The organism is Mangrovimicrobium sediminis, from assembly GCF_004745945.1.
Taxonomy (GTDB): domain Bacteria; phylum Pseudomonadota; class Gammaproteobacteria; order Pseudomonadales; family Halieaceae; genus Mangrovimicrobium; species Mangrovimicrobium sediminis.
On sequence record NZ_SRLE01000005.1, the window covers coordinates 20,487 to 37,802 of the forward strand.

General features: G+C 68.0%; 17 protein-coding genes. 8 read left to right on the plus strand and 9 right to left on the minus strand.

The genetic code is table 11. The features are described from left to right. Complete coding sequence (gene cofD, locus E4634_RS05005; RefSeq protein WP_135441526.1) at nucleotides 1-954, plus strand: 2-phospho-L-lactate transferase; 954 nt, start codon at nucleotides 1-3, stop codon at nucleotides 952-954. Then, nucleotides 951-4,058 (plus strand): 5-amino-6-(D-ribitylamino)uracil--L-tyrosine 4-hydroxyphenyl transferase CofH, encoded by a 3,108-nt coding sequence (gene cofH / locus E4634_RS05010; protein WP_135441527.1) that lies wholly within the window; start codon nucleotides 951-953, stop codon nucleotides 4,056-4,058. Before cofD ends, cofH begins: the two co-directional genes overlap by 4 nt. Here the strand turns inward: cofH and E4634_RS05015 are convergent. The 3 genes from E4634_RS05015 to E4634_RS05025 all read right to left on the minus strand — a co-directional run bounded on the left by E4634_RS05015 (nucleotide 4,055) and on the right by E4634_RS05025 (nucleotide 6,201). Continuing rightward, complete coding sequence (locus E4634_RS05015) at nucleotides 4,055-4,657, minus strand: carboxymuconolactone decarboxylase family protein (protein ID WP_135441528.1); 603 nt, start codon at nucleotides 4,655-4,657, stop codon at nucleotides 4,055-4,057. The genes cofH and E4634_RS05015 overlap by 4 nt on opposite strands. Nucleotides 4,658-4,773: 116 nt before the next feature. Beyond that, complete coding sequence (locus E4634_RS05020) at nucleotides 4,774-5,544, minus strand: hypothetical protein (RefSeq protein WP_135441529.1); 771 nt, start codon at nucleotides 5,542-5,544, stop codon at nucleotides 4,774-4,776. 87 nt (nucleotides 5,545-5,631) lie between these two features. Further along, nucleotides 5,632-6,201, minus strand: a complete 570-nt coding sequence (locus E4634_RS05025; RefSeq protein WP_135441530.1) for a TMEM165/GDT1 family protein — start codon at nucleotides 6,199-6,201, stop codon at nucleotides 5,632-5,634. A 226-nt stretch (nucleotides 6,202-6,427) separates the two neighbouring features. Between E4634_RS05025 and ung the strand changes: the two genes are divergently transcribed. From ung to rsgA, 6 genes are all read left to right on the plus strand, one after another. Next, nucleotides 6,428-7,129, plus strand: coding sequence for a uracil-DNA glycosylase (gene ung, locus E4634_RS05030; RefSeq protein WP_135441531.1), 702 nt, complete (start codon nucleotides 6,428-6,430; stop codon nucleotides 7,127-7,129). A gap of 65 nt (nucleotides 7,130-7,194) precedes the next feature. After that, nucleotides 7,195-7,533 carry a zinc ribbon domain-containing protein YjdM gene (locus tag E4634_RS05035; RefSeq protein WP_135441532.1) on the plus strand — a complete coding sequence of 113 codons (339 nt, stop codon included), beginning with the start codon at nucleotides 7,195-7,197 and terminating at the stop codon, nucleotides 7,531-7,533. 13 nt (nucleotides 7,534-7,546) lie between these two features. Further along, nucleotides 7,547-7,957, plus strand: a complete 411-nt coding sequence (locus E4634_RS05040; RefSeq protein ID WP_135441533.1) for a GFA family protein — start codon at nucleotides 7,547-7,549, stop codon at nucleotides 7,955-7,957. Nucleotides 7,958-7,969: 12 nt separating this feature from the next. Further along, the gene (locus E4634_RS05045) at nucleotides 7,970-8,407 is read left to right on the plus strand and encodes a GNAT family N-acetyltransferase (protein WP_135441534.1); all 438 of its coding nucleotides are present in this window, start codon (nucleotides 7,970-7,972) and stop codon (nucleotides 8,405-8,407) included. A 187-nt stretch (nucleotides 8,408-8,594) separates the two neighbouring features. After that, nucleotides 8,595-9,791, plus strand: a complete 1,197-nt coding sequence (locus tag E4634_RS05050; protein ID WP_135441535.1) for a DUF3089 domain-containing protein — start codon at nucleotides 8,595-8,597, stop codon at nucleotides 9,789-9,791. Between the two features lie 330 nt (nucleotides 9,792-10,121). Then, a complete protein-coding gene (gene rsgA / locus E4634_RS05055; RefSeq protein ID WP_135441536.1) occupies nucleotides 10,122-11,156 on the plus strand; it encodes a ribosome small subunit-dependent GTPase A in 1,035 nt (344 codons plus the stop codon). A 79-nt stretch (nucleotides 11,157-11,235) separates the two neighbouring features. Here the strand turns inward: rsgA and trhA are convergent, their stop codons facing one another. From trhA to E4634_RS05085, 6 genes are all read right to left on the minus strand, one after another. Continuing rightward, nucleotides 11,236-11,862 carry a PAQR family membrane homeostasis protein TrhA gene (gene trhA / locus E4634_RS05060; RefSeq protein ID WP_135441537.1) on the minus strand — a complete coding sequence of 209 codons (627 nt, stop codon included), beginning with the start codon at nucleotides 11,860-11,862 and terminating at the stop codon, nucleotides 11,236-11,238. Between the two features lie 78 nt (nucleotides 11,863-11,940). Beyond that, nucleotides 11,941-13,287, minus strand: a complete 1,347-nt coding sequence (locus tag E4634_RS05065; protein WP_135441538.1) for an NCS2 family permease — start codon at nucleotides 13,285-13,287, stop codon at nucleotides 11,941-11,943. Further along, nucleotides 13,278-14,636: an amidohydrolase family protein gene (locus E4634_RS05070; protein WP_135441539.1), complete on the minus strand. Its 1,359-nt coding sequence runs from the start codon at nucleotides 14,634-14,636 to the stop codon at nucleotides 13,278-13,280. Before E4634_RS05070 ends, E4634_RS05065 begins: the two co-directional genes overlap by 10 nt. Nucleotides 14,637-14,639: 3 nt before the next feature. Continuing rightward, nucleotides 14,640-15,647, minus strand: coding sequence for an ABC transporter substrate-binding protein (locus tag E4634_RS05075; RefSeq protein WP_135441540.1), 1,008 nt, complete (start codon nucleotides 15,645-15,647; stop codon nucleotides 14,640-14,642). Beyond that, nucleotides 15,648-16,436: an ABC transporter permease gene (locus tag E4634_RS05080; protein WP_167854773.1), complete on the minus strand. Its 789-nt coding sequence runs from the start codon at nucleotides 16,434-16,436 to the stop codon at nucleotides 15,648-15,650. An 11-nt stretch (nucleotides 16,437-16,447) separates the two neighbouring features. Next, nucleotides 16,448-17,242: an ABC transporter ATP-binding protein gene (locus E4634_RS05085; protein ID WP_135441542.1), complete on the minus strand. Its 795-nt coding sequence runs from the start codon at nucleotides 17,240-17,242 to the stop codon at nucleotides 16,448-16,450. Nucleotides 17,243-17,316: the final 74 nt, after the last annotated feature.

Sequence of the window (17,316 nt, forward strand, 5' to 3'; positions counted from 1 at the left end):
ATGGGCGGTGAGGTACTCGCGCTCTCCGGCGGTGTCGGCGGCGCCAAACTCTCGCTGGGGCTGGATCGCGTACTGCCCGCGGGGGCGCTGCACGTGCTGGCCAATACCGCGGACGACTTCGAACACCTCGGGCTGACCATCTGCCCGGATATCGACACGCTTTTATATACCCTGTCCGGGCGCGCCAACCGCGAGCAGGGCTGGGGCCTGGAGGGTGAAAGCTGGAACGCGATGCAGGCGCTGGAGGCGTTGGGCGGCGAAACCTGGTTCCGGCTCGGCGATCGCGACCTCGCCACCCACCTGTGGCGCAGCACGCGCCTGGCCGCCGGCGAGTGCCTGTCGCAGGTAACCGCGGGGCTGGCACAGCGCCTCGGGCTGCGCAGCCACGTCCTGCCGATGAGCGAGACCCCGGTGCGCACCCTGGTGGACACCGACGAGGGCGAACTGCCCTTCCAGCACTATTTCGTGCGCCGCCGCTGTGAACCCGCGGTGCGCGGTTTTCGCTTCGCCGGGCTGGACGCGGCGCAACCGCCGCCGGCGCTGCGCGAACTGCTGGCCTCCCCGGCGCTGGAGAAAATCGTGATCTGCCCCTCCAACCCCTTTGTCAGCGTCGATCCGATCCTGCAAACCGGGGAACTGTGGCGAGCCCTGCGCGATGCGCCGGCGCCGGTAGTGGCGGTGTCGCCGATCGTCGCTGGCCTGGCGCTCAAGGGTCCCGCGGCGAAGATGATGGCGGAGCTGCAGATACCGGCCACCGCATTGGGTGTCGCCGCGCATTACGCGCAGGCCTACCCCGGCCTGATTGACTATTTCGTGATCGACAGCAGTGACGCTACACTGTCCACTGGCATCGACCAGCTCGGCCTGCGCAGTATCGTGGCCGATACCATCATGACAACAACAAACGACAAGGAACGCCTGGCGCGCTACTGCCTGGCGCTGGAGGGGGTATGACCGGTACGCACGCACTGGTGGCGCTCAAGCACAACGCCGGCGCCAAGAGCCGGCTGTCCGGTGTGCTCGGCCCGGCCGAGCGCGCGGCGCTGGTGCGCGCCATGTGCCGCGACGTGCTGGCCTGCCTGCGCGCCCACCCCGCTATCGACAGCGTGGCGCTGGTCTCGCGCGGCGACGACGCACGCGATCTGGCGCAGCTATGCGGCGTCGATTTTATCGACGAGGCGCAGCTCGGCGCGGACGATCTCAACACGGCCCTGCAGGCCGCCGCGGCGCAGCGCGCCGGTGCCGGGCGTCTCCTCGCATTGCATGCCGACCTGCCCGCCCTCGGCGCCGCGGATATCGACGCGGTGCTCGCCGCACCGGCGCAGGCACTGGTTATCGGCGCGGACAAGACCGGTCGCGGCACCAACCTGCTGGCGTTTCCCGGCGCTGCGGTACCGCAGTTCCAGTTCGGCGCGGACAGCTGCGCGCGCCACAGCGCCGCGGCGCAGGGTGCCGGCCTGGAGCCGGCGCTGCTCTCGCGCCCCGGGCTGGCGCTGGACATCGACGAGCCCGCGGACCTCGAATGCCTGCCCGGTGCGCCCGCCGTCGGCGCCTATACCCGGCGCTGTTTGTCTGCTCTCGGGCTCGGTACCGGCAGCCTGGCGCGCGAAGACGCCCTGGCGCTGGCCGACGATGACGACCTCGCCGGGCTGCTCGCCCTGGCCGGCGCCGCCCGCGACCGCGGCCACGGTGCGCTGGTCACCTACTCGCGCAAGGTGTTCATTCCCCTGACCCAGCTGTGCCGCGACGTGTGCCACTACTGCACTTTCGCGCAGACGCCGAAGCGTGTTGAACAGCCCTTTATGCCGGTCGAGGAAGTGCTGGAACTGTGTCGCGCCGGCGCCGCGATGGGCTGCCAGGAGGCGCTGTTCACCCTCGGCGAGCGTCCCGAGCTGCGCTATTCGGCCGCGCGCAAGGCGCTGGCGGCCATGGGTTACGCCTCGACCCTGGAATACCTGCGCGACGTTGCTGCGCGAGTGCTGGAGGAGACCGGCCTGCTGCCGCATATCAACGCCGGCTGTATGAGCGATGAAGAGATCGCCCTGCTGCGCCCGGTCAGCGCGTCCATGGGCATCATGCTGGAATCCGCCGCCGAGCGCCTGTGCGAGAAGGGCATGCCGCACTACGGCTCGCCGGACAAACAGCCCGCCGTGCGCCTGGCAACCATCGAGCGCGCCGGCCAGGCGGCGGTGCCGTTCACCTCGGGCATTCTCATTGGCATAGGCGAGACCCGCCGCGAGCGCGTCGAGTCGCTGCTCGCCCTGCGCGAGGCCCACGAGCGGCACGGTCACCTGCAGGAAGTCATCGTGCAGAACTTCCGCGCCAAACCCGGCACCCTGATGGCCGCTGCGCCGGAGCCGGACCTGGAAGAATTACTGTGGACCATCGCCGCAGCCCGCGTTGTCTTCGGGCCGGCGATGAACATCCAGGCGCCGCCGAACCTGTCGCCCGGCGTGCTGGAGCGCCTGGTGGAGGCGGGTATCAACGACTGGGGTGGTGTCTCGCCGCTGACCCCGGACCACGTCAACCCGGAGGCACCCTGGCCGCACCTGGAACAACTGGCGCGCGAGACCGCTGCAGCAGGCAAGTTCCTCGAGCAGCGCCTGACCATCTATCCCGAGTATGCCGAACAAGCGGCGCGCTGGCTGGACCCGGCCCTGCGCGGGCCGGTGCTGGCGCACAGCGATGCCGCCGGCTTCGCCCGCCGCGACCGCTGGGTGCCGGGCGAGGACATCGCGGTGCCTGAGCTCGAGCGTGCACTGCTGGCCTCGCCGCCGGCGGATGCCGCGGTACCCGCCGACCTGCGCGCGATTGTCGAGCGCTGTGAGTCGGGCGCGGCGCTGGAGCAGGCGGATGTCGAACGCCTGTTTGCCGTGCGCGGTCCGGAATTCAGCTGGGTCGCCGCGCAGGCCGACCGCCTGCGTCAACAGGCGGTGGGCGAGCGCGTCACCTACGCGGTCAACCGCAACATCAACTACACCAACGTCTGTTACTTCAAATGCCAGTTCTGCGCTTTTTCCAAGGGCAAGCTGAGCGAGAACCTGCGCGGGCGCCCCTACGATATCAGCGGCGAGGAGATCGCCCGCCGCTGCCGCGAGGCCTGGGAGCGCGGCGCCACCGAGGTGTGCATGCAGGGCGGTATCCACCCGGACTACACGGGGCAGACCTACCTGGACATCCTGCGCACCGTGCGCGCGGCGACACCGCAGATGCACATTCACGCGTTCTCCCCGCTGGAGGTGTGGCAGGGTGCGCAGACCCTGGACATGCCGCTGCCCGAGTTCCTGCGCGAGCTGCGCGAGGCCGGCCTGGACACCCTGCCCGGCACCGCCGCCGAGGTGCTCGACGACGAGGTGCGCAGCGTGCTCTGCCCGGACAAGCTGGACACCGCCCAGTGGCTGGCGGTGATCGAGGAGGCGCACCGCGCCGGGCTGCGCACGACGGCGACCATCATGTATGGGCACATCGAGGCGCCGCGCCACTGGGCGCGCCACCTGCTCGCCCTGCGCGAATTGCAGGCGCGCACCGGCGGTTTCACCGAATTCGTGCCGCTGCCCTTCGTGCACATGGAGGCGCCGCTGTACCTCAAGGGCCGGGCGCGGCGCGGCCCCAGCTTCCGCGAGGCGCTGCTCATGCACAGCGTCGCCCGCCTGGTGTTCCACGGCTTTATCGAGAATATACAGGCGTCCTGGGTGAAGATGGGCGAGGCGGGGGTTTCCGCTTGTCTCGAGGCCGGGGCCAACGACCTCGGCGGCACCCTGATGAACGAGAGCATCACCCGCGCCGCGGGCTCCAGCCACGGCCAGGAGTGGCCACCTGCCCACATGGAGGCCCTGGCCCGGCGCCTGGGCCGCGAACCGATGATGCGCACCACCGCTTACGCGCCGGCGCCTGCCGAGCGACGCCTGGCGGCGTTCAATGCAGCCCCCCTGGCGGCGCCCGAAAACCAGTCCGCGGGCAAGCTGCAGCGCGACAAGCTGATTCCCGTCACCGCGCTGGCCGACCGGCCCAGCCCGGCGCTGTTCACCCAGGTGATGCCGATGGCGGCCTGCGACTAGCGACCGTCCGGCGCCGGTGCGCCGTATTTTTCCGCCAGTTCCAGCAACTCGGGCTTGCGCTGCACGCCGGCGGAGCGCATCACGCCGGCGACGGTGAGGTAGGCGCCGACGGTGAACATGAAGTCCAGCAGCTGTTTCTCATCCCAGGCCTGCGCCAGCGCCGCCCAGTTGTCGTCGCCGATACGGTGCTCGCGCACCAGTTCCTCGGTGGCGCGTATCACCACCTTTTCCAAATCCGTGAAGTAGGGGTCGTCGGCGCCGTTCTGCAGGGGGCCGTACAGTTCCGGCTCCAGGCCGGCGCGCGCGCTGGTGCGCAGGTGGCTGGACCACATGTAGGCGGCCTCGCAGATCCACGCGGTGCGCATGATGGCGATCTGCCGCAACCTTACCGGCAGTGTGTTGGTGGACAGCAGGTGGATATTGAGCTGCGAGAACAGGTCGGCGAGCTGCGGGTGATGGGCGAAGGTGAGCAGCACCGGGTTGCTGTCCGCGTTGCTGAAAATGCCGCCGGTCCATTTGGCGAGAAATTCGCGCATCTCGTCGGTGAGTGCATCGGGGTCTACCTCGGGCATGCGCGGTGCGGGGTCCGCCTGGAGCATGGCGCTGTCTCCTTGTTATCGCTGTTTTGTGAGTGTTCCGTGGTTGGGCGCGACAAGCGCGACAGGCATCGCGCACGGCAGCCAGTATAGCCACTGCCGCGGGCGGTCGTCGCGTGTCAGTCGCCGGCGCCCGGCAGGCGGTAGTCGATGGCGAGCAGGGCGGTGTTGAACCAGGCGAAGTTGTAGACGTCGTCGGTATCCACGCCGCCCTCGAGGGTGCGGTAGCCGGCGCTGACCCGCCAGCGTTCGTCGATGTCATAGCCGAGCTTGACGCCGAGGTCCAGGGCGCGGCCGGGGCCGCCGGCGAGACCGTCGAAGTCGAAGCGCAGGCTCCAGCGCTGGGCGAAGCGATACTCGCCGGCCAGGTAGAGCAGGGGCACGAAGCCCAGGTCGTCGTCCCTGGCCTTGGTGCTGCCCTGGGTCAGTTCGATCTTGGCATCGCGGATGAATGCGGTGGCGCCCAGCCACAGGCGCCAGCCGCCGACATCCTCGAAGCGGTAGCGATAGCCCAGGCGGTAGCTGTTGAACTGGTACTCGGCGGCCAGTCGCGTGTCCGCGGCGAAGGTCTCGCCGTCGAAGCGCACGTCCTCGCCGAAGCTGCCGCGTTCCTTGTAGGCGAGCGGGGCGATGACCAGGCGCAGTTCGTGGGGGCCGGTCAGCCGCCAGTTGGCGTTGATGCGCAGCGCCGGCCAGGGTCCGGAGCCGGCGATGTCGGTCAGCGCGAAGCGATCGGCGCTGGCGTCGTTGGGAAGACGCACCTTGTTGCGCGACTGCCACAGGGCGCCGCTTTCCAGTTCGAACGCGGCGGCAATATCGCTGGCCTGCAGCGGGACGGACAGCAGCAGGGCCGCCAGTCCGGCGCACAGGGTGTGCAGTGGTCGTCGCATGGCCTTACTCCGCGTTGGAAAAGTTCAGGGCGAGTATACGCCTGGAACCGGGCAGTGGTTCATGTACAGGCCCGGGTGGTGCCCGCTTCAGCCAAAGGTGGCGCGCAGCGGCAGTTGCAGCAGGCCGACCACGATGAATGCGCCCGCCGCGAGGATGCGCACGGGCTGCAGCGGAATACGGCGCATCAGGTAGTCGCCGGCGAGCACCACCGGCACGTTGGCCAGCAGCATGCCCAGCGTCGTGCCGACGGTCACCCAGAACACTGACTGGTACTGCGCCCCCAGCAGCACGGTAGCGACCTGGGTCTTGTCGCCGATCTCGGCGAGGAAGAACATCACCGTGGTGGCGACGAAGGCGCCGTAGCGCTCCACCGCGGAGTCCTCGCTGTCGTCCTTGTCCGGTACCAGCAGCCACAGGCCCAGTGCGATGAAACTGCCGCCGATCAGCCACTGGCCGGTGGCGCTGGCCAGGTAGTCGCCGATCAGGTCGCCGAGCCAGGCGGAGACACCGTGGTTGGCCAGGGTGGCCACCAGGATGCCGGCGATGATCGCCCACTTGTTGCGAAAGCGCGTGGCCAGGAACAGCGAGAGCAGCTGCGTCTTGTCGCCGATCTCGGCGAGGGCGACGGTGAGCGTGGAGGTGAGGAAGGCTTCCATTGAGGGTTCCGTGGCGCGGTGCGCGGGCGGGTAGTGGCATCAGCCGGCCCGTGCGCAGCTGCGGCGCTGGCCCGGGCGCGGCGATGTTAAAGCATGCGGCTGGCATTGTTAAGGGCTTCTCACCCCGGTGCGAATACGGCACTATTTCGCGCTGATCATGTTCGTGAAGTGCGCCTGTTGCGGCGCTTCGCGGACCTACCCGCCGCAGCCCAACCACGGAAACGACATGCCGGACACCGCGCGCAACGCGATCAAGCTCGAACCCAGCTGGCTGGCGCGCCTGGCGCCCGAGTTCGAGCAGCCCTACATGCAGCAGCTGCGCGCCTTCCTGCAGTCTGAAAAGCGCAGCGGCAAAAGCATCTTCCCGGCGGGCAGCGAATACTTCAACGCCTTCGAACACACGCCGCTGGAGGCGGTGAAGGTCGTTGTCCTCGGCCAGGACCCCTACCACGGCCCCGGCCAGGCCCACGGCCTGTGCTTCTCGGTGCGGCCTGGAGTAGCCATTCCCCCTTCGCTGCAGAACATTTACAAGGAAATCCACCAGGAACTGGGCCTGCCGATTCCCGCCCACGGCTGCCTGACCCACTGGGCGGACCAGGGTGTGCTGCTGCTCAACAGCGTGCTCACCGTGGAGGCCGGCCGCGCCGCCTCGCACCAGGGCAAGGGCTGGGAGACCTTCACCGACCGCGTGATCGACGTGGTGAATCGCGAGCGCGAGGGCGTGGTGTTCCTGCTCTGGGGCAGCTACGCGCAGCGCAAGGGCGCGATCATCGACACCGCAAAGCACTGCGTGCTGAAGGCACCGCACCCGTCGCCGCTATCCGCGCACCGCGGTTTTTTCGGTTGCGGGCACTTCCGCGCCGCCAATGAATACCTCCAGTCGCGCGGCGAGACGCCGATCGACTGGTCCCTGCCCGAGGCGCCCTGAGCGCGTCGGAGACTGACACACGCAGCGGCGCGAACCGGCGCCGCACGAATACGCGAGACACGACCATGAGTGACTTTCCCCCCTGCCCGAAATGCAACTCCGCCTACACCTACCCGGACGGCGAGCGCCTGGCCTGTCCCGAGTGCGGCCACGAGTGGTCCGCCGCGGACACCGGCGTGGACCCGGACGCCCTCGACGTGAAGGATGCCAATGGCAACGCCCTCGCCGACGGCGACAGCGTCACCGTGATCAAGGACCTGAAGGTAAAGGGCTCGTCCTCGGTGGTGAAAGTGGGCACCAAGGTGAAGAATATCCGCCTGGTCGAGGGCGACCACAACATCGACTGCAAGATCGACGGCATCGGCGCGATGAAACTGAAGTCCGAATTCGTCAAAAAGGCCTGAGCGAACCGCGCGCGTGAGCATCCGCGGGCAGTGCCGCTGCGGCAACCTGCAACTCGACTGGCACTGCGTGGACTTGAGTTGCACCCCGCGCGCCTGCCAGTGCGACTACTGCCGTGAACACGGCACCACCTGGGTGTCCAAGTCGGCGACCCGGGTGGAAGTGCGGGTCCACCGCCCTGCCTTGCACAACGTGGTGCGCCAGGGCTCCGGCAGTGCCGACTTCCACGAGTGCGCCCACTGCGGCCAGGTGCTGCTGGTGACCGCCACGATCGACGGTGTGGTCTACGGCGCGCTTAACGCCGCATTGCTGGACAATCCCGCCGCACCGCCGGCGCGCGCCCTGGACTACGCCGGCCAGGACGCCGCGGACAAGCTGGCGCGCTGGCAGCAGAACTGGTGCTACCCTGTGTGCTTTGCCGGCTGAGGTTCGCTCCCCATGCAGGGTTACCGCATCACCACGCGCGTCGAGGAGATGGACCTCGACGCGATACACGCCTTCATCACGCGCAGCTACTGGGCCAGCGGTATTCCGCGCGAGACCCTGGTCCGCGCCATCGCCAATTCCCTGAATTTCGGTGTGCTGGGTGGCGGCGGCGAGCAGGTCGGCTTCGCGCGCATGGTGACCGACCGCGCGACCTTCGCCTACCTGGCGGATGTCTACATCCTCGAGGCGCACCGCGGTCGCGGCCTGTCCAAGTGGCTGATGTCCACGATTCTCGAACACCCGGACCTGCAGGGGCTGCGGCGTATGCTGTTGGGCACCCGCGACGCCCATGGTCTGTACCGGCAGTTCGGCTTTACGGCGCTGGGCAACCCGGAGGTGTTCATGCAGCGCTGGCAGCCGGACGTTTATGCGGGTAGTGGACAGGGCTGAACACCACCGCCTGTTTGCCACTTTGCGCACGCCGCCGTCCGGCTGACGTGCAGGAACCCACCCCGGGCGCGTGTTCGCCCTGTGCAGGCCTCCGAAATCCCCCGATGTCATAAAAGCTTCACAGTCATCCGGCGGGCAGGTTGTTACACTGCATTGTGTTACAAAGTGATGACACTCCCGTTAATTCATGAAGAAGCTTCTCGCCGTCCTGGCGCTTGCCGGGCTGGGCGTTGGCGGCTCCGCGTGGAGCGTGTTGCAGGTCTGGGGCGAGGAACTCGTCGTCTATTACATCGAACCGGACCAGCCCTTCGATGTCGCCAATGCCGGCCGCGCGCCGGACTACAACGATTCCCGCTACTGGGCCGCGTATCCCGGTAAGCCCAGTGCTGCGCGCCTGGTCCCCCAGGGGCTGGCGCCGCGCGAGTCCCGCGCGCCGGCGGATGTCTTCTACATCCACCCCACCTCCTACATCAGCGGCGAAGCGTGGAATGCCCCGCTGTTCGTGGAGTCCCGCGCCTGGGAGATGGTGGATGTGATCCTCGGCGCCCAGGCCAGCGCCTTCAACCTGTGTTGTGAGGTCTATGCCCCGCACTACCGGCAGGCCACCCTGTGGAGCTTCCTCGACCGCGAGGACGGCGACGGCACCGCGGCGCTGGAACTGGCCTACTCGGACATCGCCCGCGCCTTCGAGGTGTTCCTCGCGCGCAATGACGGCCGGCCGTTCATTGTCGCCAGTCACAGCCAGGGCACCTACCACGCCCTGCGCCTGCTTGCCGAGTACGTGGACGGCCAGCCCGCACAGCAGCGCCTGGCCGCGGCCTACCTGATCGGCTATTGGGTGCCGCTGGATACCTTCGGCCGTACCCTCGTACACATCCAGCCCTGCGAGACGGCTCGCGACACCGGCTGCGTGGTGCACTGGTCGACCTACGGCGAGCGCGGCGAGCGGCGCGCGGGGGTGCCGCACTGGTATCCGGGCGGTGTCGAGCTGTCCGATGGCAAGCCGCTGCTGTGCACCAACCCGCTCAACTGGCAGCGCGCCGGCGGGCGCGTCGCCGCCGTCCACAACCCCGGCGCCCTGTACGTCTCGCCGGGGGGCAACCTGCTCAATACGCTGCTGGATACGCCGGTGGACATCGAACTGCGCGCGCTGCCGCCGCTGCTCGAACACTGGACCTGGGCGGAGTGCCGCGACGGCCTGTTGTACGTCGCCGACCAGGAGGCAGGGCCTTTCGCCGAGGCGGACCCCGCCGGGCAGGACTATCACCTGATCGACTACAGCCTTTTCTACGGTGCGCTGCGTAACAATGCGCCGCAGCGCGTCGGCAGCCTGCGCCAGCAAAGACTGGCGGCCAGCGCGGCGCCGCTGTCGCCGTCCGGTTGAGGCTGGCCCCCGTTCGCGCGCACTACTCCCGCGGCGGCACGCTTGCTCCGCCGCAATCCCGGCGTTACCATGCGCCATCACTCAATGCACCGGAGGGGAAATTTATGATTGTCGTTCAGCTCGCCGCCGGGATTGAGACAGTCGGTCGCTAATACACGTTTGCAAACCGCCGTTTGTTAGCACCAGGGCGCCAGGACCCTTACCCAGCGCCCGCTTTCCAGCAACACCCGAACACCCGCCTGTCCTCACCCGGCTGATGCCTTAGCCGGGGCCGTTACGCCCCACAACCTTGATTTTGTGCAGGCGCCTTTGCGCGCCGGGGGCAAACCAATGCATTTCGAGCTTTTGCAGCCGCTGGGCTGGCAACCGTATTTCCAACAACAACTGACGCTGGAGGAGTGGGAGCGCGACCGCCCGGCGCGCATCGTCGACTACCAGCGCTCGGTGATTACCGTAGACACCGGCGAGGAGCGCATCGCGCTGCCGGTGAGCATGTCGCTGCCGGCGATGACCGTCGGCGACTGGGTCCTGCTCGACGCCGACGGGCGTTTCCTGCGCTGTTTCACGCGCAGTTCGCTGTTCGCGCGCAAGGCGCCGGGCACGGCGCAGCGCGCGCAACTGGTGGCGGCGAACATCGACACCGTGTTCATCGTCTGCTCGCTGAACCAGGACTACAGCCTCAACCGCATCGAACGCTACCTCGCCCTCGCCCACGAGGCCGGGGTGGAGCCGGTGGTGGTGCTGTCCAAGGCGGATCTGTGCACTGATGACGTCGAGGCCCGCGTGGCCGAAGTACAGGCGTTGGGTGCCCAACTGCCTGTGGTGGCGGTCAACGGCCTGGACGCATCCAGCGTTGCCGCGCTGGCACCCTGGTGCAGCGCGGGCAGGACCGTCGCGCTGATGGGCTCTTCCGGGGTGGGCAAGTCCACCCTGGTCAACGCCCTGGTCGGCGCCGCCGTGCAGCGCACCGCGGGTATTCGCGAGGACGACGACGAGGGCCGGCACACCACCACCAGCCGCTCCCTGCACCGCATTCCCGGCGGCGGCGTACTGCTGGATACCCCCGGCATGCGCGAACTGCAACTGGCGGATTGCGAGCAGGGGGTGGAGGACGCCTTCGCCGATATCGCCGCGCTGGCGCAGCGCTGCCGCTTCGGCGATTGCAGCCATCGCAGCGAACCCGGCTGCGCGGTGCTCGCCGCGGTGGAGCGCGAGGAGATGGACGAGCGCCGCCTGGCCAACTACCACAAGCTGCTGCGCGAGCAGGCCCAGAACGCGAGCTCCGTGGCCGAGAAGCGCGCCCAGGCCCGCGCCCAGGGCAAGCGCAATCGCTACGCGATGAAAATCAAGAACCGGCGCGATTGACGCAGGCGGGACGTTGTTCCGGGCAGTCTCGACGCACAGCTGTGTGGACTACCGGGTGGGCGGGCAACCGCCCGTCCGGTCAATCCACGTAGCCGAGAATGGAGACGAAGTGGGCGAGTGAGCCGCACAGCACGAACAGGTGCCAGATGCCGTGGGCGTGGTCCAGGCGGTTCATCTTGTCCAGCACGTAGAACACTACGCCGACGGTGTAGGCGATGCCCCCGGCCAGCAGCCAGGCCATGCCTGCGGTCTCCAGCGCGGCGGAAAAACTGCGAAACACCAGCACGCCGAGCCAGCCCATGCCGAGGTAGATGGCGATCTGCAGCCCGTGGATGCGTTTGCGCATGAACAGGTCCAGGCAGATGCCGACCACCGCCAGCCCCCAGATCGCCGCCAGCATCCACGGGCCCTGGGCGTGACCCAGCGAGACGATCATGTAGGGCGTATAGGTGCCGGCGATCAGCAGGTAGATGGACACGTGGTCCAGCTGCTGGAAGATGCGCTTGACCCGCGGCATGGGGAAGCTGTGGTAGAGGGCGGACATGGTGTACATCATCACCATGCTCAGGCCGTACACGGTGTAGCCGACCGTCGCGCGCCAGTCGCCGCTGAGAAAGCCCTTGTATAGCAGGGCGCCGAGGCCGATCAGGGCCAGGGCGGCCCCGACCACGTGGGAGATGCTGTTGAAACGCTCACCGTAATACATGGTACCCCGGAATCCTGTCTGCCGCCCCGCGTCGGCGGCCCGGCTACAGCATAGCGCAGGCGCTGTGACGCTTGCGCGTCAGGCGCCGAGGAAAGCGAACTTCAGTGCAAAAATCACCGCCACCACGTAGACCGCCGCCGGGCACTGGCGCCACTGGCCGGAGGCGATACGCGTCACCGCGTAGCAGATGAAACCGATACCAATACCGTTGGCGATCGAGTAGGTGAGCGGCATGGCCAGGGCGGTGACCAGGGCCGGGGCGCTCTCGGTGATGTCGGCCCACTCCAGTTCCTCCAGCGCGCGCGCCATCAGGCAGGCGACGAACAGCAGCGCCGCGCCGGAAGCGTAGGCGGGAATGCTCTGCGCCAGCGGAGCGACGAACAGGCAGAGGATGAACAGCACCGCGGTGAAGATCGCGGCCAGGCCGGTGCGCGCACCGGAACCCACGCCGGCGGCGCTCTCGATGTAACTGGTGGTGGAACTGGTGCCGAACAACGCGCCCAGCGCGGTGGCACCGGAATCCGCCAGCAGCGCCTTGCGCAGGCGCGGCAGGTGGCCGTTCTCGTCGAGCATCTTCGCCCGGGTGGCGACGCCGACCAGGGTGCCGGCGGTGTCGAAGACGTCTACCAGCAGCAGGGTCAGCACCACGGTGATCATGGACCACTCGAAGATGCCGTCGAGGTCCAGTTGCATGAATACTGGCCCGATAGCCGGCGGAGTCGATACCACGCCGTTGAACTCGGCGACGCCGGTGAGCCAGCCGATGACGGTCACCGCGAGCATGCCGATGACCACGGCGCCGATCACGTTGCGGTGGCTGAGCGCGGCGATCAGCACGAAACCCAGGAAGAACAGTATCGCCGGCGGCTGGGTGAGGTCGCCGAGGCTGACCAGGGTCGCCGGGTCGTCCACCACCACGCCGCCGCTGGCCAGGGCGATGATGGCGAGGAAGAAGCCGATGCCGGCGGAGATGCCGAGTTTCAGCGAGCGCGGGATGGCGTTGATCAGCCACTCGCGCACCGGCAGCACGCTGAGCACGATGAAAATGATGCCGGAGACGAACACGGCACCCAGCGCGCTCTGCCAGCTGTTGCCCATGCCCAGCACGATACCGAAGGTGAAATAGGCGTTCTGCCCCATGCCGGGGGCCTGGGCGATCGGGTAGTTGGCCACCGCGCCCATGATTACCGTGCCCACGGCGGCTGCCAGGCAGGTGGCGACGAACACCGCGCCGAAATCCATGCCCGCCTGGGACAGGATGGAGGGGTTGACCACCGTGATGTAGGCCATGGCCATGAAAGTGGTGAGCCCGCCGATCAGCTCGGTGCGGATGCTGCTGCCCTGCGCGCTGATCTGGAAGTAGTTGTCCAGGCGTGCCGCCAGGGATGAGTTGTTCGTGTTTGCGCCCTGCGCTTCTATCGACATGCGTCCACCAGTATCGCCAATTGTCGCTGAGTCTGGCGGAAGAGTTCCGCCTGGTCCACCCCGAGGATCTCGCCGCCGCGCACCCGCCACTCGCCGTTGATCATCACCTCGCGCGCGGTGATCGGCTCGCCGCAGACCACCGGCGCCCACTGCGGCTCCCACACGCCGGCGAAGCGCGGTGCCGCGAGGTCATAGAGCACGATGTCCGCGAGCATGCCCGCCTCCAGCGCACCCAGTTCGGCAAAGCCGAGAATCTGCGCGCCGCCGCGGCTGGCCCAGTGCTGCACCTGCTCGACCTGGGTCGCCGCCGGGCCGCCGACGGCGCGGTGTACCAGCCAGGCGAGCAGCATCTCGCTGACCATGCTGCCGCTCTCCGCCGAGGCCGAACCGTCCACGCCCAGCGAGACCGGCTGGCCGCCGGCGTGCATCTCGGGCACCCGCGCCACACCGGAACCCAGGCGCGCGTTGGAGGTGGGGCAGTGGGCGATGCCAGTGTGCGTGGCGATCAGCTTGCTCAGGCCGCTGTCGTCCACGTGCACCAGGTGGGCGAACCACACGTCCTCGCCCAGCCAGCCGACGTCGTCCATGTAGTCGATGGCTGACATGCCGTGTTTTTCCCGCGCGACCTCATCGTCGAAGCCGACCTCCAGCAGGTGGCTGTGGCGGCGCAGGCCGTGCTCGCGAGCGAACTCCGCCAGCAGCAGGAGTTCCTGCCGGGTAGAGGCGTGAATCACCGAGGTGGGCGCGACCACCACGCGGGTCATGGCGTCCGCCGCGGGGTCGTGGTGGCGTGCGGCGCTGTCCTGCATGCGTTGCAGGCGCTGCTCGATGCTCTCCGGCACCAGGTCGGTGACCGCCAGGCCCTGGTGGCTGCCCTCGCGGCTACCGCCGCCGCGGCACAGTACCAGGCGGATGCCGAGTTCCCGCGCCGCCTGGAAGATCGCCTCCTCCAGTTCCGGGCTGGTGTCGGCGTGGTACAGGTAGTGATGGTCGGCACAGGTGGTACAGCCGCTGCGCAGCAGTTCGCTCAAGCCCACGCGCGCGGCGCAGTACATCAGCTCCGGCGTGACCTGGCCCCAGGCGCGGTAGGGCACGTGCGCCAGCCACGGCCCCAGGGGCTGGTCGATGCCCTCTGGCACCGCCTTGAGCACGCTCTGGAACAGGTGGTGGTGGGTGTTGACCAGGCCGGGATAGGCGAGCAGGCCGCTGGCGTCGAGTTGTTCGCAGCCGGGGCCGGGCTGCAGGTTTTTGCCGATCTCGGCGATGCGCTTGCCGCGCACGCGAATATCCGCGCGACTGCCGTCGGGCAGGGTGGCGTTGCCGATCAGGATCTCAGGCGCGGCGGGCATCGCTCAGGGTGTCTCTCCTACCAGTAGTTCCGGCGGCAGCAGGTCGAAGGCGACGCTCTCCTCCAGCGTCACCGGGCCGTCCAGCAGGCCGATGTCCTGCAACTGCTGCAGCACCGTGCGCAGGCGCTGCACGTTGTACTGGCCCAGGGTTTCCCCCTGCTCGACCTTGCCGTCGATCAGGCTGTAGGCGCGCATCTGCTCGCGGATCTCCTCCATCAGCGGCAGTTGCTGCTGCGGGTTGCTCGCGGTGATCAGCTGGTACGCGGGCGCCGGGTCGCCGGTCATGAAATCGCGCCAGCCGCGCAGGGAGGCGCGGATGAAGCCCTTCACCAACTCGGGACTTTCACGCGCGGTTTTCTCGTTGGTGTAGACATGGCGGTAGGGATCGAAGCCGGACTCGGACAGCGGGATCACGCCGGGTTCGATGCCCTCGTGGCGCACCATCACCGGCTCGTTGGTAAGGAAGCACTGCTGTACGAACTGCTTGTCTGTCATGTAGCGCGCCAGGGACCAGTCCATGGGCAGGACGTGGATGTCCAGGCCCATGGCCTTCTCCAGGAAGTCCACGTAGACCAGCCCGGGGTTGAACATGACCTCGCGGCCGTCGAGGTCCTGCAGTGTCTCGATACCGGCTTCCGGGTGGAACATCACGCACTGCGGGTCGTGCTGGAAATAGGGGAACAGGCTGACCAGCGGAATGCCGCGCGAGCGGTAGATGAACATGGTCTCGATGGCGCCCACCGAGAACTGCACGCGGTCCATGGCCACCAGCTGCGGGATGGCGCTGACGTTGGCCCCCGGGCGGATCTCCACTTCCAGGCCTTCCTCGGCGTAGAAGCCGCGCGCCAGCGCCTGGTAGAAGCCGCCGTGCTCGGGCTGCGCATACCAGTCGGTCTGCAAAACGACTTTGGTCAGGGCCGGCGTGTCCGGCGTGGCCGGTGCGTCGGCTTTCTCGCCGCAGGCGCTCAGTGCCAGCAGTGCCGCTCCCAGCAGCGCGATGATCGGGCGCATTCAGTTACCCTCCTGTTGATAGGCGTCGTGCCAGCGGTGCAGCGCCCACCAGCTGAGCAGGTTGACCAGGCCGACGAACAGAAAACCGATGGCGCAGGCGGTAAACGCCGCGGCGAACAGCGCCGGCACCTTCAGCTGCGAGCTGAAGATCACCACCACGAAACCGAGGCCGGCGTCCGCGCCGGAACCCATGCCCGCCACCGTGTCGCCGTACAGGGCGCCGATCGGGGTGAGGGCGGCGGCAATCTTCAGGCCGGTGAAAAAATAGGGCAGCGCCGCGGGGATGCGCAGGTGCAGCATGGCCTGCCAGCGCGAGGCCCCGTACACGCGGAACAGGTCGACCAGGCCGCGGTCCGCGGAGCGCAGGCCCATGGTGGTGTTGGCCACGATGGGAAAGAAACAGATGAGGAAGGTGATCACCGTGATACTACCGATGCCCTGGCCGAACCAGATGATGATGATCGGCGCGAGCACGATGACCGGGGTCATCTTCAGCATGAGGATATAGGGGTAGATGCCGCGGTAGGCGATGTCGGACAGCGCCAGCATGACCGAGAGCACCACGCCGCCGGCCACCGAGGTGAAGAACCCGAGCAGGCAGGCGTAGGTGGTCTGCAACAGGCCGGACCACAGGGTCGGCCCCTCTTTCACACCTTCCTCGAGGATGCGGTGCGGCAGCGGCAACTGGTACTCGGGAATATCGAGCCAGGTCACCGCGGCATACCACACGCCGAGGAACAGCAGCCCCACCACCAGCGGCCAGGTGAAACTGGCCAGTATCCCGTTCATCCGGCGCGCCATCAGTCGTGCCCCCCGACGCTGTGCAGGCTGCGCGTCACCTCGGTGAGGTAGGCGTGATAGTCCCCGTCGGTGCGGGTGTGCGCGGTGCGCGGGTAGGGCAGGTCGATGTCCAGCAGCGCGTGGATACGGCCGGGGTTGGCCGAGAGCACCATGATGCGCGAGGCGAGGAAAACCGCCTCCGCCACCGAGTGGGTGACGAACACGCCGGTCCAGCCCTGCAGTTCGCGCAGGCGCAGCAGTTCCTCGTTGAGGCTGTCGCGGGTCATCTCGTCGAGTGCGCCGAAGGGTTCGTCCAACAGCAGGATCTCCGGCTGTGTGGCCAGGGCGCGGGCGATGGACACGCGCATCTTCATACCGCCGGACAATTCGCGCGGGTAGCGCCCCAGCGCGTGGGACAGGCCGACCATCTCGAGCATCGCCTCCGCGCGCTCATCGCGCTGCGCCCGCGGCAGACCCGCGAGTTTCAGCGGCAGGGCGACGTTGTCGCGGATGTCCAGCCAGGGCAACAGGTTGGCGTCCTGGAACACGAAGCCCAGCTTGCCCTCGCTGGCGCTGGGTGCTCCGCCGCCCACACACAGGCTGCCCGCGCTGGGCGAGATCAGCCCGGCGATGAGTTTCAGCAGTGTCGATTTGCCGCAGCCGCTGGGGCCGATGAGGGCGAGAAACTCGCCGCGCGGCAACTCGGCGCTGATATCGTCGAGTACGACCTGCCCGGGGGCGAACTCCTTGCTGACGCCCTGCAGGCTGATCAGTGCCCGCCGGTCGTCGGCGGCACGCGTGGCATTTACGCCCATTGCAACCTGTTTCGTTGAATCCAAAAAAAATGAGCAGCGGCGAACCGCTGCTCCAAATGGCAATCCTGCCAGTT

Bases quoted from the DNA above. Each gene is read 5' to 3' on its own strand.
- cofD (WP_135441526.1), top strand. From the start codon at position 1: ATGGGCGGTGAGGTACTCGCGCTCTCCGGCGGTGTCGGCGGCGCCAAA.
- cofH (WP_135441527.1), top strand. From the start codon at position 951: ATGACCGGTACGCACGCACTGGTGGCGCTCAAGCACAACGCCGGCGCC.
- E4634_RS05015 (WP_135441528.1), bottom strand. From the start codon at position 4,657: ATGCTCCAGGCGGACCCCGCACCGCGCATGCCCGAGGTAGACCCCGAT.
- E4634_RS05020 (WP_135441529.1), bottom strand. From the start codon at position 5,544: ATGCGACGACCACTGCACACCCTGTGCGCCGGACTGGCGGCCCTGCTG.
- E4634_RS05025 (WP_135441530.1), bottom strand. From the start codon at position 6,201: ATGGAAGCCTTCCTCACCTCCACGCTCACCGTCGCCCTCGCCGAGATC.
- ung (WP_135441531.1), top strand. From the start codon at position 6,428: ATGCCGGACACCGCGCGCAACGCGATCAAGCTCGAACCCAGCTGGCTG.
- E4634_RS05035 (WP_135441532.1), top strand. From the start codon at position 7,195: ATGAGTGACTTTCCCCCCTGCCCGAAATGCAACTCCGCCTACACCTAC.
- E4634_RS05045 (WP_135441534.1), top strand. From the start codon at position 7,970: ATGCAGGGTTACCGCATCACCACGCGCGTCGAGGAGATGGACCTCGAC.
- E4634_RS05050 (WP_135441535.1), top strand. From the start codon at position 8,595: ATGAAGAAGCTTCTCGCCGTCCTGGCGCTTGCCGGGCTGGGCGTTGGC.
- rsgA (WP_135441536.1), top strand. From the start codon at position 10,122: ATGCATTTCGAGCTTTTGCAGCCGCTGGGCTGGCAACCGTATTTCCAA.
- trhA (WP_135441537.1), bottom strand. From the start codon at position 11,862: ATGTATTACGGTGAGCGTTTCAACAGCATCTCCCACGTGGTCGGGGCC.
- E4634_RS05065 (WP_135441538.1), bottom strand. From the start codon at position 13,287: ATGTCGATAGAAGCGCAGGGCGCAAACACGAACAACTCATCCCTGGCG.
- E4634_RS05070 (WP_135441539.1), bottom strand. From the start codon at position 14,636: ATGCCCGCCGCGCCTGAGATCCTGATCGGCAACGCCACCCTGCCCGAC.
- E4634_RS05075 (WP_135441540.1), bottom strand. From the start codon at position 15,647: ATGCGCCCGATCATCGCGCTGCTGGGAGCGGCACTGCTGGCACTGAGC.
- E4634_RS05080 (WP_167854773.1), bottom strand. From the start codon at position 16,436: ATGAACGGGATACTGGCCAGTTTCACCTGGCCGCTGGTGGTGGGGCTG.
- E4634_RS05085 (WP_135441542.1), bottom strand. From the start codon at position 17,242: ATGGGCGTAAATGCCACGCGTGCCGCCGACGACCGGCGGGCACTGATC.